Annotated in this window: 15 protein-coding genes, 1 pseudogene and 1 riboswitch; of the genes and pseudogenes, 6 read left to right on the top strand and 10 right to left on the bottom strand. The window is 43.3% G+C overall.

Annotated elements, in window-relative coordinates:
* Positions 1-9: 9 nt before the first annotated feature.
* The 8 genes and pseudogenes from QVP90_RS10540 to QVP90_RS10505 all read right to left on the bottom strand — a co-directional run bounded on the left by QVP90_RS10540 (position 10) and on the right by QVP90_RS10505 (position 12,771).
* Positions 10-1,386: a tryptophanase gene (locus tag QVP90_RS10540; RefSeq protein ID WP_007481774.1), complete on the bottom strand. Its 1,377-nt coding sequence runs from the start codon at positions 1,384-1,386 to the stop codon at positions 10-12.
* Positions 1,387-1,530: 144 nt separating this feature from the next.
* Positions 1,531-2,883 carry a DUF5074 domain-containing protein gene (locus QVP90_RS10535; protein ID WP_021936387.1) on the bottom strand — a complete coding sequence of 451 codons (1,353 nt, stop codon included), beginning with the start codon at positions 2,881-2,883 and terminating at the stop codon, positions 1,531-1,533.
* 38 nt (positions 2,884-2,921) lie between these two features.
* Positions 2,922-4,933: pseudogene (locus QVP90_RS10530) on the bottom strand (DUF5074 domain-containing protein).
* A gap of 17 nt (positions 4,934-4,950) precedes the next feature.
* A complete protein-coding gene (locus tag QVP90_RS10525; protein WP_021936384.1) occupies positions 4,951-6,999 on the bottom strand; it encodes a TonB-dependent receptor plug domain-containing protein in 2,049 nt (682 codons plus the stop codon).
* A 167-nt stretch (positions 7,000-7,166) separates the two neighbouring features.
* A riboswitch (cobalamin riboswitch) is annotated at positions 7,167-7,366 on the bottom strand.
* A 118-nt stretch (positions 7,367-7,484) separates the two neighbouring features.
* Positions 7,485-8,411, bottom strand: a complete 927-nt coding sequence (locus QVP90_RS10520; protein ID WP_021936383.1) for a DUF5106 domain-containing protein — start codon at positions 8,409-8,411, stop codon at positions 7,485-7,487.
* Between the two features lie 487 nt (positions 8,412-8,898).
* Entirely contained in the window at positions 8,899-10,677 is a 1,779-nt protein-coding gene (locus QVP90_RS10515; RefSeq protein ID WP_005930517.1) for a sensor histidine kinase, read from the bottom strand.
* 137 nt (positions 10,678-10,814) lie between these two features.
* Positions 10,815-11,504, bottom strand: coding sequence for a response regulator transcription factor (locus tag QVP90_RS10510; RefSeq protein WP_021936382.1), 690 nt, complete (start codon positions 11,502-11,504; stop codon positions 10,815-10,817).
* Positions 11,505-11,643: 139 nt separating this feature from the next.
* Positions 11,644-12,771 (bottom strand): metallophosphoesterase, encoded by a 1,128-nt coding sequence (locus QVP90_RS10505; RefSeq protein WP_005930521.1) that lies wholly within the window; start codon positions 12,769-12,771, stop codon positions 11,644-11,646.
* Between the two features lie 221 nt (positions 12,772-12,992).
* Here QVP90_RS10505 and QVP90_RS10500 point away from each other — a divergent pair, with 221 nt between their 5' ends.
* Complete coding sequence (locus tag QVP90_RS10500) at positions 12,993-14,186, top strand: hypothetical protein (protein ID WP_005930524.1); 1,194 nt, start codon at positions 12,993-12,995, stop codon at positions 14,184-14,186.
* Positions 14,187-14,208: 22 nt separating this feature from the next.
* On the opposite strand, the gene QVP90_RS10495 is transcribed toward QVP90_RS10500, so the two are convergent.
* Positions 14,209-14,925, bottom strand: a complete 717-nt coding sequence (locus QVP90_RS10495; RefSeq protein ID WP_005930526.1) for an SIMPL domain-containing protein — start codon at positions 14,923-14,925, stop codon at positions 14,209-14,211.
* 161 nt (positions 14,926-15,086) lie between these two features.
* Between QVP90_RS10495 and QVP90_RS10490 the strand changes: the two genes are divergently transcribed.
* From QVP90_RS10490 to QVP90_RS10475, 4 genes are all read left to right on the top strand, one after another.
* The gene (locus QVP90_RS10490) at positions 15,087-15,908 is read left to right on the top strand and encodes a DUF3805 domain-containing protein (protein WP_021936381.1); all 822 of its coding nucleotides are present in this window, start codon (positions 15,087-15,089) and stop codon (positions 15,906-15,908) included.
* Positions 15,909-16,136: 228 nt separating this feature from the next.
* On the top strand, positions 16,137-18,002 hold the full coding sequence (locus QVP90_RS10485) for an ABC-F family ATP-binding cassette domain-containing protein (protein WP_021936380.1): 1,866 nt from the start codon (positions 16,137-16,139) through the stop codon (positions 18,000-18,002).
* Positions 17,999-18,838: a histidinol-phosphatase gene (locus QVP90_RS10480; protein ID WP_005930535.1), complete on the top strand. Its 840-nt coding sequence runs from the start codon at positions 17,999-18,001 to the stop codon at positions 18,836-18,838. Before QVP90_RS10485 ends, QVP90_RS10480 begins: the two co-directional genes overlap by 4 nt.
* A gap of 80 nt (positions 18,839-18,918) precedes the next feature.
* Complete coding sequence (locus tag QVP90_RS10475) at positions 18,919-20,490, top strand: ATP-binding protein (RefSeq protein WP_021936379.1); 1,572 nt, start codon at positions 18,919-18,921, stop codon at positions 20,488-20,490.
* A gap of 156 nt (positions 20,491-20,646) precedes the next feature.
* Here the strand turns inward: QVP90_RS10475 and QVP90_RS10470 are convergent, their stop codons facing one another.
* Entirely contained in the window at positions 20,647-21,882 is a 1,236-nt protein-coding gene (locus QVP90_RS10470) for a hypothetical protein (RefSeq protein WP_005930540.1), read from the bottom strand.
* A gap of 176 nt (positions 21,883-22,058) precedes the next feature.
* On the opposite strand from QVP90_RS10470, the gene QVP90_RS10465 reads away from it, so the two are divergent.
* Positions 22,059-23,258, top strand: a complete 1,200-nt coding sequence (locus tag QVP90_RS10465; protein WP_021936378.1) for a pyridoxal phosphate-dependent aminotransferase — start codon at positions 22,059-22,061, stop codon at positions 23,256-23,258.
* Positions 23,259-23,313 lie beyond the last annotated feature (55 nt).

Here is a 23,313-nt window from a genome sequence, read left to right as displayed (position 1 = left end):
ATTGGCACATTATTCAATTCTTTCCAATTGCACTGTGAAGTGTCTCATCAGAGGAGCTTCCCATGCAATGCGTACGCCGCGTGTAATTTCTTCTCTGCGGTCGTATACGTTTTTGAGTGCGGCGGCAATTACATCCATGTGGTTATCGGTGTAAACACGACGTGGGATAGCAAGGCGTAGTAGGTCTAATCCGTTGAAACGGTTTTCGTGGGTTATCGGATCACGATCTGCCAATAAATAACCTATTTCACATCCGCGTATGCCGGCTTCAAGATACAGTTCAACAGTCAGTGTTTGTGCCGGGAATTCTTGTTTGGGGACGTGGGTCAATACCTTTGGGGCATCTACGAAGATGGCGTGCCCACCGGCAGGACGTTGATAGGGAATACCGTATTCATCAAGTTTTTTTGCCAGATATTGCACTTGATGAATGCGTGTCTCCAGATTATCGAATTCTGTGTTTTCGTCCAGGCCGATGGCAAGGGCATTCATATCCCGTCCGTTCATTCCACCATAGGTAAGATAGCCTTCGAATTGTACACAGAATCCTTTGGCACCTTCGTACCATTCTTTGTGGCGGGTGGCAATGAAACCTCCCATGTTGACGATACCGTCTTTTTTTGCGCTCATGGTCATACCGTCGGCCAGATCGAACATTTCCCGTGTGATTTCCTTGATTGTTTTCCCGGTATATCCTTCTTCCCGTGTTTTAATAAAATAGGCATTCTCGGCAAAACGTGCCGAATCGAAAAGTACCGGCTTTTTGTATTTATCGGCCAAGGCGCGTACTTCCTTTAGGTTTTGCATGGAAACGGGTTGTCCGCCTGCTGTGTTGTTGGTGATGGTTACTATGATAAAGGGAATTTTGTCGGCATGTTCCTGCAATGCTTTTTCCAGTTTGACAGGGTCTACATTGCCCTTAAAGGGGATTTCCAATTGGGTTTGTTTGGCTTCGTCAATGGTGCAGTCCAATGCTATGGCTTTGCGCCCTTCGATGTGTCCTTTGGTAGTATCAAAATGCGAATTTCCCGGTACGATGTCTCCTTCATGAACTAAATAGGAGAACAATACATTCTCGGCTGCGCGTCCTTGATGGGTTGGTATGATATATTCAAAACCGGTGAGCCGGGTGATCATTTCTTTCAGTTTGAAAAAGGAAGAAGCGCCGGCATAGCTCTCGTCTCCCAACATCATTCCTGCCCATTGACGGTCACTCATGGCACCCGTACCGGAGTCGGTAATAAGGTCGATGTATACTTGTTCGGCTTTCAGTTGAAATACATTGTAGTGCGCCTCTTTTATCCATTGCTCGCGTTCCTGACGGGTACTTTTACGGATAGGCTCTACCATCTTGATTTTCCATGATTCTGCAAAAGGTAATTCCATATTCTTGGATATTTGGTTTTATTCGTCGAATTTAAGGAAAACCTTTGGAATATGCAATAAACATATGACATTTTGATATTCGGATATAAAAAAAGAGGAGAGTACGAATATGGTACTCCCCCCTGATTATAATATGATTGAATTTTATTTAAATACAATTTTGGATGGGAACCAGAAGTAACCGGAATAGTCAATAATTTCAAGAGGCGTTTCATTGATGCCGTCTGCTATGACAATTTTATTATTCTTATAGTGATCACCATATCCGTCTTCCGTAAATGTACCATAAACATTTCCGGTAAAAGGGGCAACGGCCAGTCCGGCACCATAGAAAGAGTAGTTTTCCGGTGCTGTCATGATCTTTTTCAAGTCTCCGGAAGTGATATCGTATTTGTATGCATCTTTAGAATTCCATCCGTCTTTTTTGACAAAGTATAAGGCGTTCTCGGAAATTGACGCACACAAACAGGAAGGGGTATATGCAAAACTATTATAGTTTACTGCATAACCTTCCGGCAAGTCGATTGTTTCAGATGTTAGGTCTTTGATATTTATTTTTGCCAATTGGGTCTCGTTAGCTGCCCAAAGGGAACCGTCTTTAGCTCTGGCAAAACCTGTATTAGCGGCTTCTAAATCTTTTATGTAAGAGAGATCGTTCGATTTATATACCTTAATAGTATTGTCTACGATGATAAATAAATAATCTCCAGATACATACATGTCTTTGCAAGAGCCGTCTATTACTTTTTCCGCTTTTGTACCTTCGGTTGGTAATGGGTTTATGGTTATTTTATATGCTCCACGGGCAGTTGCAATGATGCCGGTAGTGCTGTTGATGACAGCAAAGTTGTACGCTTGATTATCATCAATAACAGCTTTGGTTATAGAAGATGTTTTCTTGAAAGTGGTAGCATCGGCTTCTACCAAACAAGGATTATCTTTGGATACGATGTATACTTTTCCGTTATTGAATACAGCTGTCGTTGAAGTTGTACCCAGTTTCTCATCGGCATTGCTTGCCTGATAGATGTTGTAGTTCCATGTTCCATCGTTATCGTAAAAACAGATAGAACCATTAGCTTGACCTTCATTGACTACATAAAAACTACGGTTTTGGGCAACATTTATTGTTAAGGTTGCTTCGGCTTCAACAGTTTTATAAGTGGCACGATATAAGATAGTGTGTGAACCTATACCTGCTTCGGCAGCATTGAATGTATAGCTTGATTTATCTGATACCTTTGTACCGTCTACAATCCATGCGTATGAGATGTTTTCTGCCTGACTTAGTACAGGGGTAATAGTAAGGGACTCATCAATGGCAATTGTGAATGTTAATCCGGACTCTGGGGCATGGTTACCAATTCCCAAGTCTAATATTGATAGTTCATCTTGAGGTGTTTCATTATCATCATCTTCACAAGATACAAATACCATTGGTAATGCCAATAGCATTACCATACATAGTCTACTGAAAAAAGAATTTAATTTTCTCATGTTGTTTTTTAAATGTAATTATTGATAATAAAATATTTCTATTTATTGTAATGCAGGTCTTCCACTGCCTGTATCTCTGTTGATATTTCTCCTGTCCATCCGCAGTCTTGGTTGACAGCCGTGTATATCTTTACAAAATCAATTCCGTCAAGATGTACCGGATTACCGTTTTTGTCTACTGCCCAATCGATTTTGAATTTAGAATATTCCGTATCATTCGGGTGATTGTCGGCATATCCCCAAGCATAGCAATAGCCTACCCAATGTTCCGGCATGTCAGGACGTGGCTCGTTTACTGCATTGTCGGCTAAGCGGTTTCCGGAGAAGGTGATCCGGTCTTCTTCTATCCATTGCGGATAATAGGAGTCTTGGGTATTAAAGTCATTTCTTTTTATCTCTCCTTGACCACCTTGGTTATCCGTCCATTGTACATTGTCTCCGGGCAGTTCGGGACGGTAATAGGTGATTTCATAATTCCGGATGGTGGAGGGGGAGTTGTATTCGCTTCCTGCCAGTTCATACCACTCGTCATCGGGAAGTCCGTTTCCATTGGTGTCTTTGGAAACCAGTACGATGCCCGGTTCTGCGCTTCCGCCGGGTTTGTCTTCATTGGTGCCATATATGTCATAGGCGGCATTCCCGTATATCTTGAAATCATATTCGCCCGATATATTAGGTACAGTATGGTCGAAACCTACTGTGATGTATCCCCCAAAAGCACCTAATGAAAGTAAGCATACATTCCGGTCTGATAACAGTTCCGTAGCATATTCCAATACTTGCTGATAGGTAAACCCCTCCTTATAAGCGGTGGCGGTGGTATTCATGAACTGCGTCGGGGCGGGGCGATACTCCAATACTTTGTTGGCGAAGGCGGCTGCCTGCGGGGTATCCGGATCGTCGTTGCCACTTTGCGTATCTTTGTCGGAGAAAACCACTGTATTGGGATTTTGTCCGATATTAGTGAGACGGTATATTAATTTTCCTTGTGGATTGAAACAGAGTACATCACCTCTTACCAAATAGTTATAGGCGTCTGTAATGTATATATTTCCACTATACGGATTGACATGGATGCCATAAGGGGTGTTGATCTCGGTTTCGTCTGTAATGAAATCCTCGCGCAGGGTAGTTCCCGTTTGCAGGTTGAATACCTTTATCTGCGAATCCTGTGTGGTGTAGTTGAAATTATATAAGTAAGCAAGTTGGTCGTTGATGGCAAAATTCATTACCTTTTCGTCATAAATCTGTTTCACTTCATCCGCGCGGGTGTCTATCTGAACAAAGTTATAATCGCCCGCACTGATGTCTTTACCGCGTGTTGCCACATAGACGTGGCCGTAATTGTCCGCCCTGATCCGCCCCGGATTGTAACCTACCTGTATTTTCTTTATTTCTTTGAACGGTTCTGTGCTGACTACGGACACGGTGTTGTCCACGCCAATTCCGTCCCAATCCAACCCTCCGGAATTGGATACATAGAGTTTATCTCCCTGCACGCAAATTCCGTCCGGATTCCGTCCTACTGTGGCATACTCTTCGATTTCCAATGAGGTGGTATCTATTCGGGCCACAGTGCCGTCGAACGAGCAGACATATGCTTTGTCTTTATGAAAAGCGATGTAACGCGGTTGCCGCGAACTACCGTTCTCATTCAGTACCGGTATCCGTTTCAGAGAGAGTCCTGATGCCCGGTCTATTACCTCGATCTGGCTCGAAACATTCACTACGATATAGAGCTTACTGCCGTAAATAGCCATATCATTGGCGGGGTTTGGCNNNNAATAGCCATATCATTGGCGGTATCGCCCAATCCTCGATGGTTTTTACTGCGGAAATAATCAGTGTCCGTCTGTCCGTTTTTGAGTGAATGAAACATGAGCGTACTGTTGTTCAGGTTAAACAGTCCTTCACTCAATACATAAATACCGGCGGTTCCGGTTTCTGTGTTGCTCCCTCCGTTGTCTTCGGGGCTATCTTTATCTGTAATATCATCACAGGCATGAATTAACAAGCTGAATACGAATAATGTGAGATATTTATATTTCATCATAAGATATATGTATTTTAATAAGTAATTTTCAATGTTGCACGTACCGAACGTCCCGGCATAGGGAAGCTCTTTATGATTTCGTAATTCTTGTTCAGCAGGTTGAGTACCTCGATGCTGAGTGATGTATTTATATCGCGTATTTTTAAATTGCGGCTGGCCGAAAGACTGTGGTCACTATAGCCATCCAGACGGTTCTGGCTTATGTTTTCTCCTTGTGTGTAGCGTTTGCCCGAGAAGAGGAAAGCGTAGGACAGGTTGATCCAGGGTGTTTCGATGCCTGCCTGCCCCGAACCGGATACACGCGGAGTATAGGCGATCTGGTGTTTATAAGTTTTTTTATAAGTATTGTCTGTTGCACTGGTGACATCCAGTGCACGTTGGTAAGTATAGTTTCCGGAAAGGTTGATTTGTAATTTCTCCATTGGATGCAAGGATATGCTTCCGGTGACATCCAAACCTTTTATATCTACTTTTCCCAGATTGGTCATGGTCCATACAAAAATGTTCTTGTTGGGAATAGCGACTATTTTATCCGTCACTTTATTGTAATAGGCATCTATCGTGGCCGATACATAGGGCAGAAATGTGCAGACAGATTTACTGTACGTAATGCCTACATTATACTGCCGGGTGCTTTCCGGACGCAAATCTCTCGTTCCTACCCGGCTGTAATACAGATCGTTGAAATTGGGTAACCGGAAAATGTCTTTATAGAAGAAGCGGATACGGAACTCTTCACTCCTGAACGGTTTGAAAGAAGCGCTGACGTAAGGGGTCAGTCTGCGGTGATTATCCGCTTTGGTGCCTTGCTGCACCTTTTCATTGGTGACCGTGGCCAATGCCGAAGCGGAGAGCGTAAGCCATTCGTTCACGTACTTTCCGGCGAGTGCGGTCAGCCATGAATATCGTGTAGGATAAGCAAAATCGGTTAAGTTGGCATTCAGCGTATTGATGCTACCGTCTGTGGAAAGAGAAAAAGACAGATTATCCAATACCCGGTAGAGTGCCGAAGCCGACAGATAGTATTCTTGTTGGTAATAACTGTTATCTTCTTTACCGGCTGAACTGGCATAATCAGGGTTCAGGTAACGCTGATAACTCCAATTCCATTTGGCCGATGCCTGGAATGCCCATTTCCGGTTGAATTCTTTTTTATATTGGCTTTGTACGAACGTGTTTTTATCCCACAAGTGTTGGTTGGCAAAGTCGTAATAGAAGGTAGTGGCATTGGGCAACCCGCGAGACGATTGGTAGTAGTATGCTTTCAGCCTCCATTGTTCGTTGTCGGAGAGGTTACCGAACAGGCCGGCTTCGGCACGCAGGCTTTCCACTTGCGTGTTTTTTCTTTTCTCGCGTGAGGTTAAATCATCCTTATCGCCATAATAGAGGGTATAAGGGTAGTGGCCGTCTGCCGACATCCATTCGGCATTGGCAGATAGTGCCCATTTCCGGGCTAATTTCTGCTCTATCAGTACGGACGGATTCACCAATCCCCAAGAACCGGTTTTGAACGAACCGATGATATGGGTGTTTTTATTATTCTTGAATTGCGGGGTCAGTGTCTGGATATTCAGTAGACCTGCGGAAGCGAAAAAGCGTGCCGGTTGGAATATGTTATCACTCTGCCCGTTGTTGAGGGAAAGGCGGTCTACATTATCCAAGGAGAAGCGTCCGATGTCGATTTGTCCTGTCTGGCAGTCGGTTATGGCAATGCCGTCATATCCTATGGCGGTATGTTGTGCTCCCAAGCTGCGGATGGATACGGTTTTCAATCCGCCAATGCCTCCATAGTCTTTTACAGTTACTCCTGCAAAGTGTTTTACAGCATCGGAAACCTGTAATACATGCAAGTTGTTTAATTCTTCTTTGGAAAATATCTGGGTGGGTGCCGTTGCGCGTACTTCCCGTGTCTGATATCGGTCGGAAACCACTACTTCGGGAATAGAATAAACATGTGTCGTATCTACCTTCTGCTGTTGGGCGGAAAGTAATGCAACAGGGCAAAGGCAGTAAACTACTGCACTGAAAAATTTGTATTCAAAGATCCGGTTCAATCTGTTCATCTAATCAGTTTTGATTAAAATGTCCGGGCGAAATCACTTCGACCGGACACATCAATAAACTTGGCAGAGTTTATTTGTAAATTATACTTTCTCTGAATCAGAGTGATGAATGAAATGATGGATAGAATTTATCCGGTTCATTAGACTCAACGCTTTTTCCACGAAAGCAATGAAAAGATTGCATGGCAGGTCTTCTGACTTGTTCCTGTGGCGGACGCCTTCCCGGGATTTCCCAGTGGCTAAAGGTAGTTGTCCGTAACGTTTTTATGGAACTTACAGCAGCGGGACTGTTCAGGATTTGCACCTGATTCCCTTTTTAATCACATCTTCCGAAGGAAGACTATGAACCAATGCGTGGCAAAGATAGAAAGAATATTCAGAATGGCAAAGGAATGGTACGGACTTATTATTGTGCCGATACATCATTTATCTATCCATAATCTATTTAGCTATAATATACTTTGCCGGACTGTATGGAGTATACTTTATTTCATCAGATATTGGGTTATTGCTTGCACGGTGGCATCTTTCAATAGCACTTTCTTATTTGCATCCAGCAGATAAAGGGTGGGTACTGCTTTCAGGTCATATAGATTTTGGGTTTTGATGGTAAGTGATTTGTCATATCCGTTGATCCACTCTTGGGGAAACTCATCACGGTGTCGTCTCCATTCGTCCAGTTCTTCGTCCGGATAGAGGGCAATTACTGCCAGCTGTTTCTTTTGGATCAACTCATTGATAATAGGAGAGTCTTTTAGTGCTTCTATGTTTTCCGTACAGGCATGGCAGCCCGGGTTATTGATAAACAATACGGTGTATTGGGATTTTATTTTATAGAGTGTGCTTTGCGCACCCGATTCTAATGTATAGGTAAAATCGATCGCTTTTGTATCGACTCGGTTTTTGTATGCCATCTCTATGCGTGCTTGAGGACGGATTTTTTCTGTTTCTGTCAGAACAGATGAAGAGATCATTGCTTCCAGCACCGGAATATAAAATTCTTCATTTCTTAAAGGGGAATTCGGGTCATAAAGGTATTTGTCGGCCAGTCCGGTGATATAATCGAAAACTTTTTTCTCGGTTTCTGTTCGGGCGATTGTTTTCTTTATCGCCTCCTGCGCCGTACTCAAAGGAACGTGATTCAGTAAATCGCAGTAATCGGCCCAGGTCTGTTCCGTAATATCAGGATGATGGATATAGTTTGTATCGGCAAAGTTTACATTGTCCCAATAATGCTTCACCAGAAAATCCGCCCGTAGTTCGGGAGTGTTCAGCATGGCCGGTATAGCCGGTAAATAAAAGGCAGTGAGGGTATCTTGTGGTATATAGGATACTTGACTTGAAGATTTTCCGTTTTTACAGGAAAAGAGACAGAATACGAGAGCTATCGGAAGATGTTTTATATAATTCATTTTTCTTGTTTTAATCGTTCTACAAAATTATGCGATTATTCCGTCGAAACAACAAGAATCCGTTTTATTTTTCCTTTTTATGATTTTTATCAGTTTATTTTCGAACCTTCTTTCTTATTGTTATGATGGCTTAAATCTTTTCTTGTTTATATTGCTCTATATGATTAGTGTAAGTATTTATGCCGTGAAGTAAGATTTGAAAAGATAGTGATACGATTTATTTCGAAATGAAAATGTATTACAAATTGATTTGTTTATAATGTTTTGTTTATCAGTGTATTATATAATATTATTTTTGCCCGTAGAGAAACACATCTTTTCTCTACGAGTTTCATCTTGTTTCTCTACGGGAAACGGTTCGTTTTTCGTAGAGAAACGAACCGGATGGTTAGGTAATATGACAAGAGGTGCTTTATTGAATCTTGGCTGTCATTGTTAGGTGTAAATTTAATTCCGGAAGAAGAACTTTCTTGTTGCCGGATGTTTTTTACCTTTCCTTTGCTAACGTGAATACGAATTCCAGTCCTCCGCCTTGATTGTTTTTGGCAGAGATGCTACCGCCATGTATGATTACCGCATTTTTCACAATGGCCAGCCCTAACCCGGTACCGCCCAATTTACGTGAACGGCCTTTATCTACCCGGTAGAATCGTTCGAACAGGCGGTTCAAATGTTCCGGAGATACTCCTATGCCGGTATCGGCAAAACTGAAATAATAGAAATTCTCGTCTTCGCGGAAACAGTTGATATTGATTTGGATATTGGTACCGGCATAGGCAATGGCATTATCCATCAAGTTTCGGAAAATGGAATACAATAGCGAATAGTTACCCCGTATCTGAATATCTTTTTTCAGAGAGTTGACCACTGTGATCTGCTTTTCTTCGAGTTCCAGAGAAACTTCATTGACGATATTGGTGACCAGTACGCTGATATCCACCTTTTCCATATCTATCATGTTGGCTGCTTCGTCCATGCGGGTCAGCACCGAGATGTCGCGTAACAGGCGGCTCAGACGATTGCTTTGTGCATAGCAGCGTTCCAAGAATACGTTTATTTTATCATGTGGGATGTGATCGTTGTTGACGATGGTTTCCAGATATCCCTGAATACTGCTTACGGGAGTTTTCAATTCGTGTGCGATATTTTGGGTTAGCTGGCGTTTCAAGCGTATCTGTTCTTCCTCCATCGTCACGTCATTGATGCTTATTTCGAAACTCATATCCTGAAAGATGATACACTCCACAATAAATGTTTTCCCGTTTTTATTGATAGTGATAGACATTCGTTTTTCTTCTTTACCGGAAGGCCGTTTAGGGGCTTTGTTGATAAAGTCGGTGATCTCTTTCAATTCATTGATTGTAAACACCTCTTCGGCTGTCTCTAAGTTGGAGTCAGAGATGAGATTGCTATATTGGGTAAAGAGGTTATTGACAAGAATTTCTTTTTTATCTTTGTTGAACACCCCAAGTCCTTCGTGAGAAATTTGCAGGTGGGTGATCAGTTTTTCCCGTTCGATGTAAAGGGCTTCTTTGGTTTCGTGCAGTCGTTTGTATATCTGGATGATGTGCTGTGATATTTCTCCCAATTCGTTATGAGGAAAAGCGGATTGCATGGCCATTTCGATCGGCTCATTCCGGTCGGCACGCATGGCGAATTCTCTCAACTGGCTAATGGAGGTACCTAATTTATTGGTGAATTTGTAGAAGATGACGACCAATAACAGGGTCACAATAGCAGTGAACCAGAGGTAATGCGAATCGGCTTTCAGATTGTTAATCAGGCTGACATTGTAAGGCAATGCCGAGCGTATGATATAATCATTGTAAAGAGTAGCCGAATAAAAATAAGGTACTCCTGTTGTTTCCGAAGTACGGCGAACATCAAATCCGCTACCGGTTGCCAATGCTTTTTCTACCTCCGGGCGAGTGATATGGTTTTCTAAAAGGGAGTTGTTTGTTTTATAGCTGTCATACAATACATTTCCCTGGAGATCGATAACTGTCACGCGTAAATCTTGCAATGCGTGGTTATTGATATACTCATTCATTTCATTCCGGATGCCCGAAAGCGTATCTATCTTTTCATTCAAACGTGCGTTATAGTCTTGCAATTGGGAATGAAGAAGCTCTACTTTGTACTCTTTTTCCCGTTGGTACTGATAAGCAATGAAGCAAGCGGCAAAAACCAGAAACAATGATATGACCGAAAGAAAGAGCTTCCGGCTGAATGAAAGAAAATGCTTTTGATTGACAGGTAGGTTCATGGTGGAATGATGAAAAAATGAAAGAATGAAGGAATGAAAAATAGGAGGGCTATGTGGTGTGTCTCTTTATCACGCATTTATGGCGCAGTCAATTGGCACATTGGCACATTGCCCGATTGGCACATTATTTCATTATTTCATTCTGTTTCAAAGCAATATCCGTATCCCAGGCGGGTGACGATCCGCTTGCCATATATGCCGATCTTTTTACGCAGACGGGTGATGTTGACATCGATCGTACGGTCGAGTACGTATACTTCATCGCTCCATACGCGGGCAAGGATGTCCTCGCGCGAAAATACCCGTCCTTTGTTCTGTAATAGCAGGAATAGGATTTCGAATTCTTTTTTGGTCAGTGCCACTTCTTCTCCGTCTATGCTGACTTTCTTTTTTGTAATGTCGATTACCAACGTCTGGTAAGTGATCTGTTCCGGTGCTTTTTCGGTTTCGGGGGTAATGGTACGCCGCAGAACCGCTTTTACGCGTGCTATCACTTCACGCAGGGAGAAAGGCTTCGAGATATAGTCGTCCGCACCGAGGTTAAAGCCGGTCACCGTATCATTTTCCGTATCTTTGGCGGTGATGAAGATGATAGGTACATGAGCCGTCTTTTTATCTTTTTTCAGTATATTAGCCATTTTGAATCCGGAGATTTCTCCCATCATCACATCCAGCAATAGCAAATGATAACTGCTGATATCCATTTTCAGAGCTTCTTCGGCGGAATTGGCAGTATCTACTTCATAACCTTCATTTTCAAGATTGAATTTCAGGATTTCACAAAGGTCTTCTTCATCGTCGACAACTAAAATGCGGTAATCGTTCATTGTATTCTCTGTTTATATGACATTACAAATATAATCTTTTATTTTATTTCGCAGCAAAGGTGAGCGATTTTTGTTACGACGGGGTGAAACACGTGTTACAATTACGTTACAATTTGTGGTTTTTCATAAAAAGGGATTATTAAAGTAATGGCGATGAGGTATTTGAGATGTCGGTACTTCCGGCAGACAGTTCGAACACCACCATTTCGCTTTCTGTTCCTATCCGGAAGGGAGGTCCCCATAGTGATAATCCACTGGATACATATATGTGCGTGTCTCCCCATTGGCGGTAACCGTGGCTCTGTTCATAGATATAATCCGTAACCAGACTCATAGGCCACACCTGTCCGTGGTGGGTATGCCCGCTGAATTGTAGGTCGATGCCGGCAGCTTCTGCGTCTGTCAGGTTATAGGGTTGGTGATCCAGCAGGATGATGGGACGGCTTTTATCGATATTCTCCATCAATTCCTGTAAGGAACGGCGGGAGGGGTTATGCCGGTCGTCACGTCCTATCAATTGTATGCCATTGGGCAAAGTTACCACCGAATCTATCAGGAGTTGTATCGGAGTACTTTTTATGAACCGGGCACTTTCGTCGATGCCACTGATGTATTCGTGATTACCGGGAACCATGTAGATACCCATCGGTGCTTTTAATTCCGATAATTCTTCGCTCATTTTTTCGGTGTAGAGGGGAACGACACTGTTGTCGATCAGATCGCCGCCGATCAGTATAAGGTCCGGCTTCTGTTCATTAATCATATCGACGTACTTTTTCAAGGCGCTTTTTCCCGTTCCGTATCCTAAATGAATATCGCTTACAGCTACGATTTTTATCGGTTGCGAGTTGTTTTCATACGGTTTGTTGATTGTTATATCGACTGCATTCGTTTTCGGATGGCGGTAATTGTAGTATCCGCATCCCAATAGGATGAATGTTAACAGCAATGACACGGGAAATCCGTATCTGAAAGGCGTATAGAATCGTTTCAGTATGTCGGTCAACAACAGGAATATCACCATGTATAGGGTGAATATCAACCAGCCTGTACCTATTTCGTACATCGTATGCGAAATGAAAGAGGGCATTTCTACATTGCGGCTCAGCAAACTGCCGAATAGTGACAAGGCACCGCACCAGAACAGAATGCCTGCTGCTACTTTTATTCCCGAATGGCAGGTAGGCAGTGCCCGTAATCCTTTGATAAATATGTAAATGTTTCCTGCGAGGTATACGCTGATAAGAATAATGAAGAATGTCGGCATAAGTCAATGTATTTGGAGTCTGTTTTTAGAAATGGACAAAGATAAGCCATATTCATGAATAAAAAGAGCGAATATTACTGATATGAACCTAAAAAAATGAAATAAGGGTAGGGCAGGCATCCGATGAGAAATACAACCTTTTCTTAAATGTTGTATTTCATTCAATCTATCGATTTTATTTTTTTACCTTTGTATGTGCTACAAAAAAAGTAGAGGGAAAAATGATAAAGATAGATTTGAAACAGCGAAAGCGGGAAGTGCTGGGAGTGATTGCCATATTATTTGTTATTGTGACAGGAATGTCCATCTATAAATATGCCTCTTTCAGTTCCGGTTTTGAAATAACGGATGATTTGGGAGGAAACATCTTTCCTTCTGCTATCCTGTCTGTGGCTACTACCGATGCCCAGGTCATCGAACCGTCCGATTCTTTTTATATCGGTAATCCGAAATCGTGCATCGCCATCAGGGTGAAATCCCGTTCGGCATATAGCCGGGTACGTATTGAAGTGGCGGAGACTCCTTTCTTTTCACGTTCCGTATCCGAGTTTATTCTTGAGAAACCGCATAGAGAATATATGATTTATCCCGATATTATCTGGAACTACGAAGCGTTGAAGAATAACGTGCAGGCAGAACCGGTCAGTGTAGCGGTAACGGTAGAGATGAATGGGGATGATCTGGGGCAGAGGGTACGTACCTTTTCGGTGCGAAGTATCAATGAATGTCTGTTAGGATACGTCACTAACGGTACGAAATTCCATGATACCGGCATATTCTTTGCCGCCTATGTCAATGAAGAGAATCCGATGATCGATAAATTGCTGCGTGAAGCATTGAATACCCGTATTGTGAATCGTTTCTTAGGATATCAGAATGCAAAGGCGGATGCGGTGGATAAACAGGTGTATGCCCTTTGGAACGTGTTGCAGAAGCGTAAGTTCCGTTACAGTTCGGTGTCCAATACCAGCTTATCCAGTAATGTGGTTTTCTCACAGCGGGTACGTACGTTCGATGATGCTTTGGAATCGTCGCAGATAAACTGTGTGGATGGCAGCGTACTGTTCGCTTCTCTGCTTCGTGCCATCAATATCGATCCGATTCTGGTGCGTACGCCGGGGCATATGTTTGTGGGATATTATACGGACAGTTCCCATCAGGATATGAATTTCCTGGAAACGACGATGATCGGTGATGTCGATCTGGACGACTTTTTTCCGGATGAGCAATTGGACTCTACCATGGTGGGAAAATCTCAGAACCAGATGTCTCTGCTTACTTTTGAGAAGTCGAAACAGTATGCCAACAAGAAATATAAGGAGAATGAAGAAGGTATTCATTCCGGTAGGTTGAACTACATGTTTCTGGAAATATCAAAAGAGGTACGGAGGAAAATCCAGCCGATAGGGAAGTAAGATCTTCCTCCGTGTGGGGTAACTATTCGGCAGGGAGTATTTCAAAACGGGCCGTCATCTGGTATCTGAGCTTGATCGTTCTGAAATTTTCCGGATTACTGTCATAACTTGGTATTGCTACGTTGCTCATAGCCGACTGTGGTTGGAAATAGCTGAAGCTCCGTTCTTCCGGCTCTACGATACGAAGAACGTTCCCGAGTTTCTGTCCCATTGCCGCCACCAGATAATCCGCCTTTTGGCGTGCTGCTTTTAAGGCTTCTATTTTTCCTTGTTTGCGGTATTCCTGCAAATCTTTATTTTTTAGTTCGCCGATGTTCATCGATTGAATCCCTTTGGTATTTACTGTCTGTATGATCCGGTTGATCTGGTCGGGATTTTGTAACTTTATATCAAAGGTTTTGGATATGAGAAAATCTTTTCCACGTTCGCGCCAGTAATCACCTACTTCTTTGGTCTGAATATCCGACGGAGCGATACCCGCTTGCTTTAAGGCGCTCATCAGGTTATGTTCAATCTCATTGACGGGTACTTTGGTCTGGTAATCTTCCGGCTTGCTTTTTTTTTCGAATTCTTCCTGCCAGTATTCCTTTATGGTAATCATAAAATGAATTTCGTCCGGGATGATTTCCGTTTCGGAACTGCCGGTCACTTCGATGTAGCGGGAGTTGTTGTCTTCTTGTGCGGAGATTGCCAGGATGCCACTTAGCCATAGAGTGACAAGTACTACGAATGTTTTCATATTCTTGCGGTTTTAGTTATTGCATTTGCTCCAAAGATAAAGGTTCTTTGAAGGAAAAACAAATGAGACAACATTTATTGTTTCCTGTTTTTTGCATATCCGCTTCGGGAGTGTTATTTTTGTCGAAATATCTGTTGAGTAGAAGAAAAAAACAAAATAAGATGATACAAGGTAAGAAATTTATTTCTCCGGGAGCGTGGTTCACCATGGTTTATCCTTCAGATTGGAATGAGTTTGAAGACGGTGAAGGTTCCTTTCTGTTTTACAACCCCGATACCTGGACAGGGAATTTCCGGATTTCGGCTTTCAAGGCGGATGCTGCTACACGCGGCGCTATGGATTATGGCAAAGAAGCTGTGAAGCAGGAGCTAAAAGAGAATCCTTCGGCTTCATTGGTGAAAATCGGAAAATTAGCATGTGCTTACAGTAAAGAAATGTTTCAGGAAGAGGGGGCTTATTACACCACTCACCTTTGGATTACCGGCATTGGGAATGTGGCGTTCGAATGTTCGTTTACCGTGCCTAAAGGCGGAAGCGTGAAAGAAGCGGAACAAGTGATCGGTACGTTGGATATACGCAAAGACGGACAGAAGTACCCGGCGGAAGTGATTCCTGTACGTTTGTCCGAGATCTACGTGATTAATGAGGGGTATGAATGGACAGTGAATACCGTAAAGAAGGAATTGAAAAAAGATTTCCAAGGTTTGGAAGAAGATTTACCGAAACTCCAGCAGGTGATTGATAGCGGCGTGATAGGAAAAAAGAAGAAGGAAGAATGGCTGGCTATCGGCATCACTGTCTGTACCATATTGGTCAATGAAGCGGAGGGATTCGAATGGATGACTTTAATCGATGGTAACCGGGAAGTGCCCGTACTGCAATATAAAGATGGAAAACTCATCGATCCTCTGAAACTGTTTTGGAGTAAAGTGAAAAATGACGAGACGTGTGATGTGGAGGAAGTGTTTAAATCGGCGGTATAGAATTAGTAGTTAAGTAGTTAAGTAGTTAAGTAGCTGTGCAGCGTGTAGGGGGCTATGGATTTTAATGCGATCTTTCACTCCTATATTTTTAATTGCTATTTATTACTTAAACTATCTACTACTTACTACTTATCTACTTGACTATTTAACTACTAAATCACTTACCTGCTAAACCTCTTACTTACCCACCAGCTCCTTTTAACCATTTACTACTAAATTACTGATTTTATGGTTCCTTATTTACAAGTAGATAATCTTACTAAATCCTTTGGAGATTTAGTTTTGTTTGAAAATATATCTTTCGGTATTGCCGAAGGGCAGCGTATCGGACTGATCGCTAAAAACGGGACGGGAAAGACGACCCTTCTGAATATACTTTCCGGGAAGGAGGGATATGATAACGGGAATATTGTTTTCCGTCGGGATCTCCGTGTAGACTATTTGGAGCAAGATCCGAAATATCCCGAAGAACTGACTGTGCTGGAAGCCTGCTTCCATCATGGCAACAGTGTGGTAGAACTGATCAAGGAATACGAGCATTGCATGGAAACGGAGGGACATCCGGGACTGGAAGATTTGCTGGTACGCATGGATCATGAGAAAGCATGGGAATATGAGCAGAAGGCTAAACAGATTCTGTCGCAATTGAAAATCCGTAATTTCGACCAGCAGGTGAAACATCTTTCCGGAGGACAGCTAAAGCGCGTGGCTTTAGCGAATGCCTTGATTACCGAGCCCGATCTGCTGATTCTGGATGAGCCTACCAATCACCTTGATCTGGATATGACGGAGTGGCTGGAAGATTACCTGCGGCGCACAAACCTAAGCTTGTTGATGGTGACGCACGACCGCTATTTCCTGGATCGTGTCTGCTCCGAGATTATAGAGATCGATAACCGGCAGTTGTATCAGTATAAAGGAAATTACAGCTATTATCTGGAAAAACGGCAGGAACGGATCGAAGCAAAAAGTGTGGAGATAGAGCGTGCTAATAACCTTTATCGTACGGAACTCGACTGGATGCGTCGCATGCCACAGGCACGCGCACATAAGGCGAAGTACCGGCAGGATGCTTTTTACGAAATAGAGAAAGTGGCCAAGCAGCGTTTTAATAATGACAATGTAAAACTGGATGTAAAGGCATCCTATATTGGCAGCAAGATATTCGAAGCGGATCATCTTTATAAGAGTTTTGGTGATCTGAAGATATTGGATGATTTCTCTTACATTTTTGCCCGCTATGAAAAGATGGGTATTGTCGGCAATAACGGGACAGGGAAATCTACTTTTATCAAGATACTGATGGGAGAGGTACAGCCCGATAGCGGTACGGTGGATATAGGCGAAACGGTTCGTTTCGGTTATTACTCTCAGGACGGGTTGCAGTTTGACGAACAGATGAAGGTGATCGACGTGGTGCAGGACATCGCGGAGGTTATCGAATTAGGTAACGGCAAGAAATTGACTGCTTCACAATTTTTGCAACATTTCCTGTTTACTCCCGAAACCCAACACAGCTATGTCTATAAATTGAGCGGGGGAGAGCGCCGGCGGTTGTATCTGTGCACCGTACTGATGCGTAACCCGAATTTTCTGGTACTGGATGAACCGACCAACGACCTCGATATCATTACACTGAATGTTCTTGAAGAGTATCTTCAGAATTTTAAAGGATGTGTGATTGTGGTGTCTCACGACCGCTATTTCATGGATAAAGTGGTAGATCACCTGTTAGTATTCAACGGTCAGGGGGATATTCGTGATTTCCCCGGAAATTACAGCGATTATCGTGATTGGAAAGAAGCCAAGTCCCAGAAGGAGAAAGAGGCCGAGAAATCCCAGGAAGAGAAGACTGCGCGTGTGCGCCTGAATGAAAAACGTAAAATGAGTTTCAAGGAGAAACGTGAATTCGAGCAGTTGGAAAAGGAGATAGCAGAGCTGGAAACAGAGAAAGCGCTTATTGAAGCGCAGCTTTGCAGTGGTACGCTTTCTGTAGACGAGCTTACGGAGAAGTCGAAACGCCTGCCCGAAGTGAACGATTTGATTGATGAGAAAACTATGCGTTGGTTGGAATTAAGCGAAATAGAATCATGAACCTGACGAACTATCATAGCCATTGCCTTTATTGTGACGGACGTGCCGATATGGACTCTTTCATCCGCTTTGCCATCAGTGAAGGATTTACATCGTATGGTGTTTCATCACATGCGCCGTTGCCTTTTCCCACTGCATGGACGATGGAATGGGACAGTATGGAGGACTATTTAGAGGAGTTTCGCCGGGTAAGGGAGAAGTATGCCGGCAAGATCGAATTTTATGTCGGCCTGGAAATCGATTATCTGAATGAAGAGAGCAATCCGTCGGTTTCCCGTTTCCGGGAATTGCCGTTGGATTATCGCATCGGTTCCGTGCATCTGTTGTATAATGACAAAGGAGAAGTGGTGGATGTCGATGTGGCTCCCGAAGTATTCCGTAAGATAGTAGACGGGCATTTCGGCGGCGATCTCGATCGGGTGATCCGTCTTTATTACGACCGTCAGCTTCGCATGATCGAGTTGGGTGGTTTTGATATTTTAGGGCATGCGGACAAGATGCATTATAATTCGGCTTGCTATCGTCCCGGCCTGTTGGACGAACCGTGGTATGAGAAACTGATGCAGGATTATTTCGCCCGGATCGCAAAAAAAGGGTATATGGTTGAAATCAATTCCAAGGCTTATCATCTTTACGGCACATTTTTTCCGAACGAACGTTACTTTCCGTTGTTGAAAGAATTGGGTATCCGTGTGATGGTGAATAGTGATGCCCATTATCCCGAAAAAATCAATGCCGGACGTCCGGAAGCGCTGGCGGCTTTGAAACGTGCAGGATTCAGTACGGTGATGGAGATGCATCAGGGAAAGTGGGTGGAATGTGATTTGGCAAAGTGAAAGAGAAAAAGGCCAATCATTTCCGGTGGAAAGATTGAAAGTAAACAGGAAATGCCTATCTTTATAGAGAATAAAAATATATGGAAAAAAGAATTTATCCTATTGGCATACAGAATTTTGAGAAGCTGCGCAAAGACGGTTATGTCTATGTGGACAAGACCGCATGGGTACATCGGCTGGTGACCACCGGCAGTTACTATTTTCTGAGTCGTCCGCGCCGCTTCGGTAAAAGTCTGCTGATTTCCACCCTTGAAGCCTATTTTTTAGGAAAACGTGAACTGTTTAAAGGGTTGGCGATAGAACAGTTGGAGGAGAATTGGACGGTGCGTCCGGTCTTTCATCTCGACTTGAATATCGGCAAATATGACATACCCGGAAGTCTGGATGACATGCTGGAAAAGAACGTTGCCAAATGGGAAGAGCTTTATGGCGCCAACAAATCGGAACGTACGATTGCCTTGCGTTTTGCCGGTGTCATAGAGCGTGCTGTGGAAAAGACGGGACATCGTGTCGCTATTCTGGTGGACGAATATGACAAGCCTATGTTGCAGGCCATCGGTAATCCTGAATTGCAAAAGGAGTTCTGTAATACCTTGAAGCCTTTCTATGGTGTGTTGAAAAGTATGGACGGCTACATCAAGTTAGGATTTCTGACAGGAGTCACGAAGTTTGGAAAAGTGAGTGTGTTCAGTGACTTGAACAACTTGAAGGATATCTCCATGCGTCGTGATTATAACGATATTTGCGGTATCACGGATGAAGAACTGCATCAGTATTTTGACAAAGACCTGCATCTTCTTGCCGAAGCGCAGAATATGGATTATGATAGCGTGTGCCTTGAAATGAAGAAACGTTATGACGGCTATCATTTTAATTTCAACACTCCCGGTATCTACAATCCTTTCAGTCTGCTCAATACGTTCGACTCTATGGCATTCGGCAATTACTGGTTTGCTACAGGTACTCCCTCTTACTTGGTTTACCTGCTGAAAAAGCATAATTACCGGTTGGAAGAAATTCAGGGAGTGGAGGTTACGGCAGATGTGCTGGACAGTATCGATTCGGAAGGTACCCATCCCATTCCTGTTATCTATCAGAGCGGATATCTGACTATAAAGGATTACGACAGCCGTTTTAGACTTTATACGTTGGATTATCCTAATCAGGAAGTAGAGGAAGGCTTTTTGAATTATCTGATGCCTTTCTATACAGACAAGAGTGAATCTGAAGCACCGTTTGAAATCCGCAAGTTTGTATCTGAGGTGGAACATGCGAAAGTGGACGGTTTTTTCCGTCGTCTGCAGAGCTTCTTTGCGGATGCTCCCTACGAGGTGATTGTCGGTCAGGAGCCGCAACGTAATGTGGAGTTGTTTTTTCAGAACGTGCTTTTTATCGTGTTCAAGATGATGGGCTTTTATGTTCGGGTGGAATACCATACGAACCGGGGGCGTGTGGACTTGGTGCTGACAACCGATCATTATATCTACCTTATGGAATTCAAACAGGACGCTACGGCTGCAGAGGCTTTGGCGCAAATCAATGAGAAATGTTACGGGCAATCTTTTCAAAATGATCCTCGACGGCTGTTCAAGATAGGTGTGAGTTTTAGTAGTAAGGCCAGAAATATAGAGGAGTGGGTAATGGAAGAATAAATTCAGTTTCTTCCGTCATTTCAAAAAGAGAGATCATCCAAGATAAAAGAAGAGACCATTCATAATACTTGTATATTGGCAAGTATATGAACGGTCTCTTTTTTGGGGTCAGTAGGGATGAGAAGATTTTTGGGAAAGCGTCTGATTCTTTCCTCTCTATTCCGTTCTTTTACAGGAGTTAGCTTGCAGGAACTCATTGAGTACCGTCTCATAATTTCCGTGTATCAGGATGTGATGATTTCCTAACGGGTTCTTTAAGAAATAATCGGCAGGTGTATCCAGTTTGACGCGTACCTGTGTGCGGCACATATTGATATAGTTCGTATTTTCGGTAAGTGTGCCTGTGGAAAGATAATATTCGTCCAGGCATTCTCCGCCGCATTTCAGGATGGTGACGTCTCCTGTAGGCAAAATTCCTTGAATACCGATCCCTGTTTCCGTTTCAAAATGATTACGGATCACATACTTTTCCGTCTGTTTTAATCCAACGGTACAGTGAGCCAGAATAATCTCATTGGTTCGGGCATTGATCATGGAAGGATTAGCCATAAATCCGGCCTTTCCGGTCAATGCTTTGGCTGCTAACAACGTGAATATGGATTGCAGGTCACCCTCACATCCGGCAAGGATACCTTCATCGTTCAGCATAGCCAATGCCAGACAGCCGGTAGTGCCGATCTGCTCTATTATCTTGAAACAACTTAAAGTGACTGCACTCAGCTTTTCTTCTTTGCATATTCTTTTTACAGCCCGGTAGAGACGCATTGCTTTTAGCATGTCTTCCGGAGTCCCCTCCCGGCAAGCCAGTGCCTGCGAAGCGACGGCAGCGCAGGAAGCACCCACCTCATTGTCATTGATGCGTTCGTAAATTTTGTACACCCGTTCGAGGGGGATATTGATGTATTCCACTCCCCAGCGACGCTTGGCCAGCAAATAATCTACATTGCTGGCTACGAGCCATGAAGAAGGTGTCCCGATAACGCCTATACGCATTCCGTACAAAGAACGTTGTGCCTGGAAGTTATTATATAAAATCTGTATACGTTTTATGATGGATGGGAGTTCTCCGTGGAGAATTTCGCTCTTCATACCCCGGTTACGGAGCCAGGAAGATATTTCAAGCGCTGCTGCGAGTGAGTTTTGCATGCCGTCTGCCAGAAGGATGGCAGGGCGGGGGAGAGATTCAAAATGTTGTATAACCAGTCTTTCTACTCCGCCGGTGGCTATGAAGATGATTTTGAAATCATCATTGCTCAGCTTGTCGATATCCTCATAATTAACAAACCGGACCGTGAAATATTTCTCTAATTCATTCAATATCACTTCGTGCGAATTGAGTGCAGAAGCCTGTTTGTGTAGTAGTGACGCAAACGTAATGAGGTTTATGGTCATTATGGTATTGTTTTGGGTTTTGTATATGACAAATGTATAGCTTTCTTTTCATAATACCATAACGTTTTTACCCTTGATAAGGTTTTTAAAGTTTTTATGTCTCTGTGTCCGATTTATTGTGTACATTTGCCCTCTCTAATTAAAAATAGTAAATCGATAAATAAGTAAATAACATTATGCCAACAATATCCATTCGCGGAAACGAGATGCCTGCATCTCCTATCAGAAAGCTGGCTCCTTTGGCTGATGCAGCAAAGCAAAGAGGGGTACATGTGTTTCACCTGAACATCGGACAGCCGGATCTGCCCACACCTCAGGTCGCGATTGATGCCATACGTAATATTGACCGTAAAGTATTGGAGTATAGCCCGAGTGCGGGATATTGCAGTTACCGGGAGAAATTGGTAGGATATTATGCAAAGTTCAATATCAACCTGACGGCTGATGATATAATTATCACTTCCGGAGGTTCGGAAGCGGTGCTTTTTTCATTCCTCTCCTGTCTGAATCCGGGTGATGAAATTATTGTACCCGAACCGGCATATGCCAATTACATGGCTTTTGCCATCTCTGCCGGAGCAAAAATACGTACCATTGCCACTACCATCGAAGAGGGCTTTTCCTTGCCTAAGGTAGAGAAGTTCGAAGAACTGATCAACGAGCGTACCAAAGCGATCTTGATTTGTAATCCGAACAATCCTACCGGGTATTTGTATACTCGCAGAGAGATGAATCAGATACGTGACCTGGTGAAGAAATACGATCTTTTCCTCTTTTCCGATGAAGTTTACCGTGAATTTATCTATACCGGTTCTCCTTACATTTCTGCCTGTCATCTCGAAGGCATTGAAAACAATGTGGTGCTCATCGACTCGGTATCGAAACGCTACTCTGAATGTGGTATCCGTATCGGCGCCTTGATCACGAAAAATAAGGAGATACGTGATGCTGTGATGAAATTTTGCCAGGCCCGTCTGAGTCCTCCCTTGATCGGTCAGATTGCTGCTGAGGCTTCATTGGATGCCAATGAAGATTATCTGCGTGATACCTATGATGAATATGTGGAACGTCGTAAATGCCTGATTGACGGTCTGAACCGTATTCCGGGTGTATATTCTCCTATTCCGATGGGAGCGTTTTATACTGTAGCCAAGTTGCCAGTAGACGATTCGGATAAATTCTGTGCCTGGTGTCTCTCCGATTTCGAATACGAAGGCCAGACAGTTTTTATGGCCCCTGCTTCCGGTTTTTATACTACTCCCGGAGCCGGACGGAATGAAGTCCGTATCGCCTATGTCTTAAAGAAAGAAGACTTGAACCGCGCGCTCTTTGTGCTTAAAAAGGCGTTGGAGGCATATCCGGGGAAGACGGAATAAATAGAAGTGAATTGGTGATACCCCGTCAGTCACTCGAATTGCTAATCAATTATCA

The organism is Bacteroides sp. CAG:189, assembly GCF_000432295.1.
Classification (GTDB): Bacteria; Bacteroidota; Bacteroidia; order Bacteroidales; family Bacteroidaceae; genus Bacteroides; species Bacteroides salyersiae.
The sequence above is the reverse complement of the archived record's forward strand: the minus strand, read 5'-3'. Positions and strand labels throughout refer to the sequence as shown.

What these genes read in the sequence shown, in the direction of transcription:
- QVP90_RS10480 (WP_005930535.1), top strand. Translation starts at nt 17,999, where the DNA reads ATGAACCTGACGAACTATCATAGCCATTGCCTTTATTGTGACGGACGT.
- QVP90_RS10495 (WP_005930526.1), bottom strand. Translation starts at nt 14,925, where the DNA reads ATGAAAACATTCGTAGTACTTGTCACTCTATGGCTAAGTGGCATCCTG.
- QVP90_RS10470 (WP_005930540.1), bottom strand. Translation starts at nt 21,882, where the DNA reads ATGACCATAAACCTCATTACGTTTGCGTCACTACTACACAAACAGGCT.
- QVP90_RS10490 (WP_021936381.1), top strand. Translation starts at nt 15,087, where the DNA reads ATGATACAAGGTAAGAAATTTATTTCTCCGGGAGCGTGGTTCACCATG.
- QVP90_RS10475 (WP_021936379.1), top strand. Translation starts at nt 18,919, where the DNA reads ATGGAAAAAAGAATTTATCCTATTGGCATACAGAATTTTGAGAAGCTG.
- QVP90_RS10505 (WP_005930521.1), bottom strand. Translation starts at nt 12,771, where the DNA reads ATGCCGACATTCTTCATTATTCTTATCAGCGTATACCTCGCAGGAAAC.
- QVP90_RS10500 (WP_005930524.1), top strand. Translation starts at nt 12,993, where the DNA reads ATGATAAAGATAGATTTGAAACAGCGAAAGCGGGAAGTGCTGGGAGTG.
- QVP90_RS10525 (WP_021936384.1), bottom strand. Translation starts at nt 6,999, where the DNA reads ATGAACAGATTGAACCGGATCTTTGAATACAAATTTTTCAGTGCAGTA.
- QVP90_RS10515 (WP_005930517.1), bottom strand. Translation starts at nt 10,677, where the DNA reads ATGAACCTACCTGTCAATCAAAAGCATTTTCTTTCATTCAGCCGGAAG.
- QVP90_RS10465 (WP_021936378.1), top strand. Translation starts at nt 22,059, where the DNA reads ATGCCAACAATATCCATTCGCGGAAACGAGATGCCTGCATCTCCTATC.
- QVP90_RS10535 (WP_021936387.1), bottom strand. Translation starts at nt 2,883, where the DNA reads ATGAGAAAATTAAATTCTTTTTTCAGTAGACTATGTATGGTAATGCTA.
- QVP90_RS10520 (WP_021936383.1), bottom strand. Translation starts at nt 8,411, where the DNA reads ATGAATTATATAAAACATCTTCCGATAGCTCTCGTATTCTGTCTCTTT.
- QVP90_RS10485 (WP_021936380.1), top strand. Translation starts at nt 16,137, where the DNA reads ATGGTTCCTTATTTACAAGTAGATAATCTTACTAAATCCTTTGGAGAT.
- QVP90_RS10510 (WP_021936382.1), bottom strand. Translation starts at nt 11,504, where the DNA reads ATGAACGATTACCGCATTTTAGTTGTCGACGATGAAGAAGACCTTTGT.
- QVP90_RS10540 (WP_007481774.1), bottom strand. Translation starts at nt 1,386, where the DNA reads ATGGAATTACCTTTTGCAGAATCATGGAAAATCAAGATGGTAGAGCCT.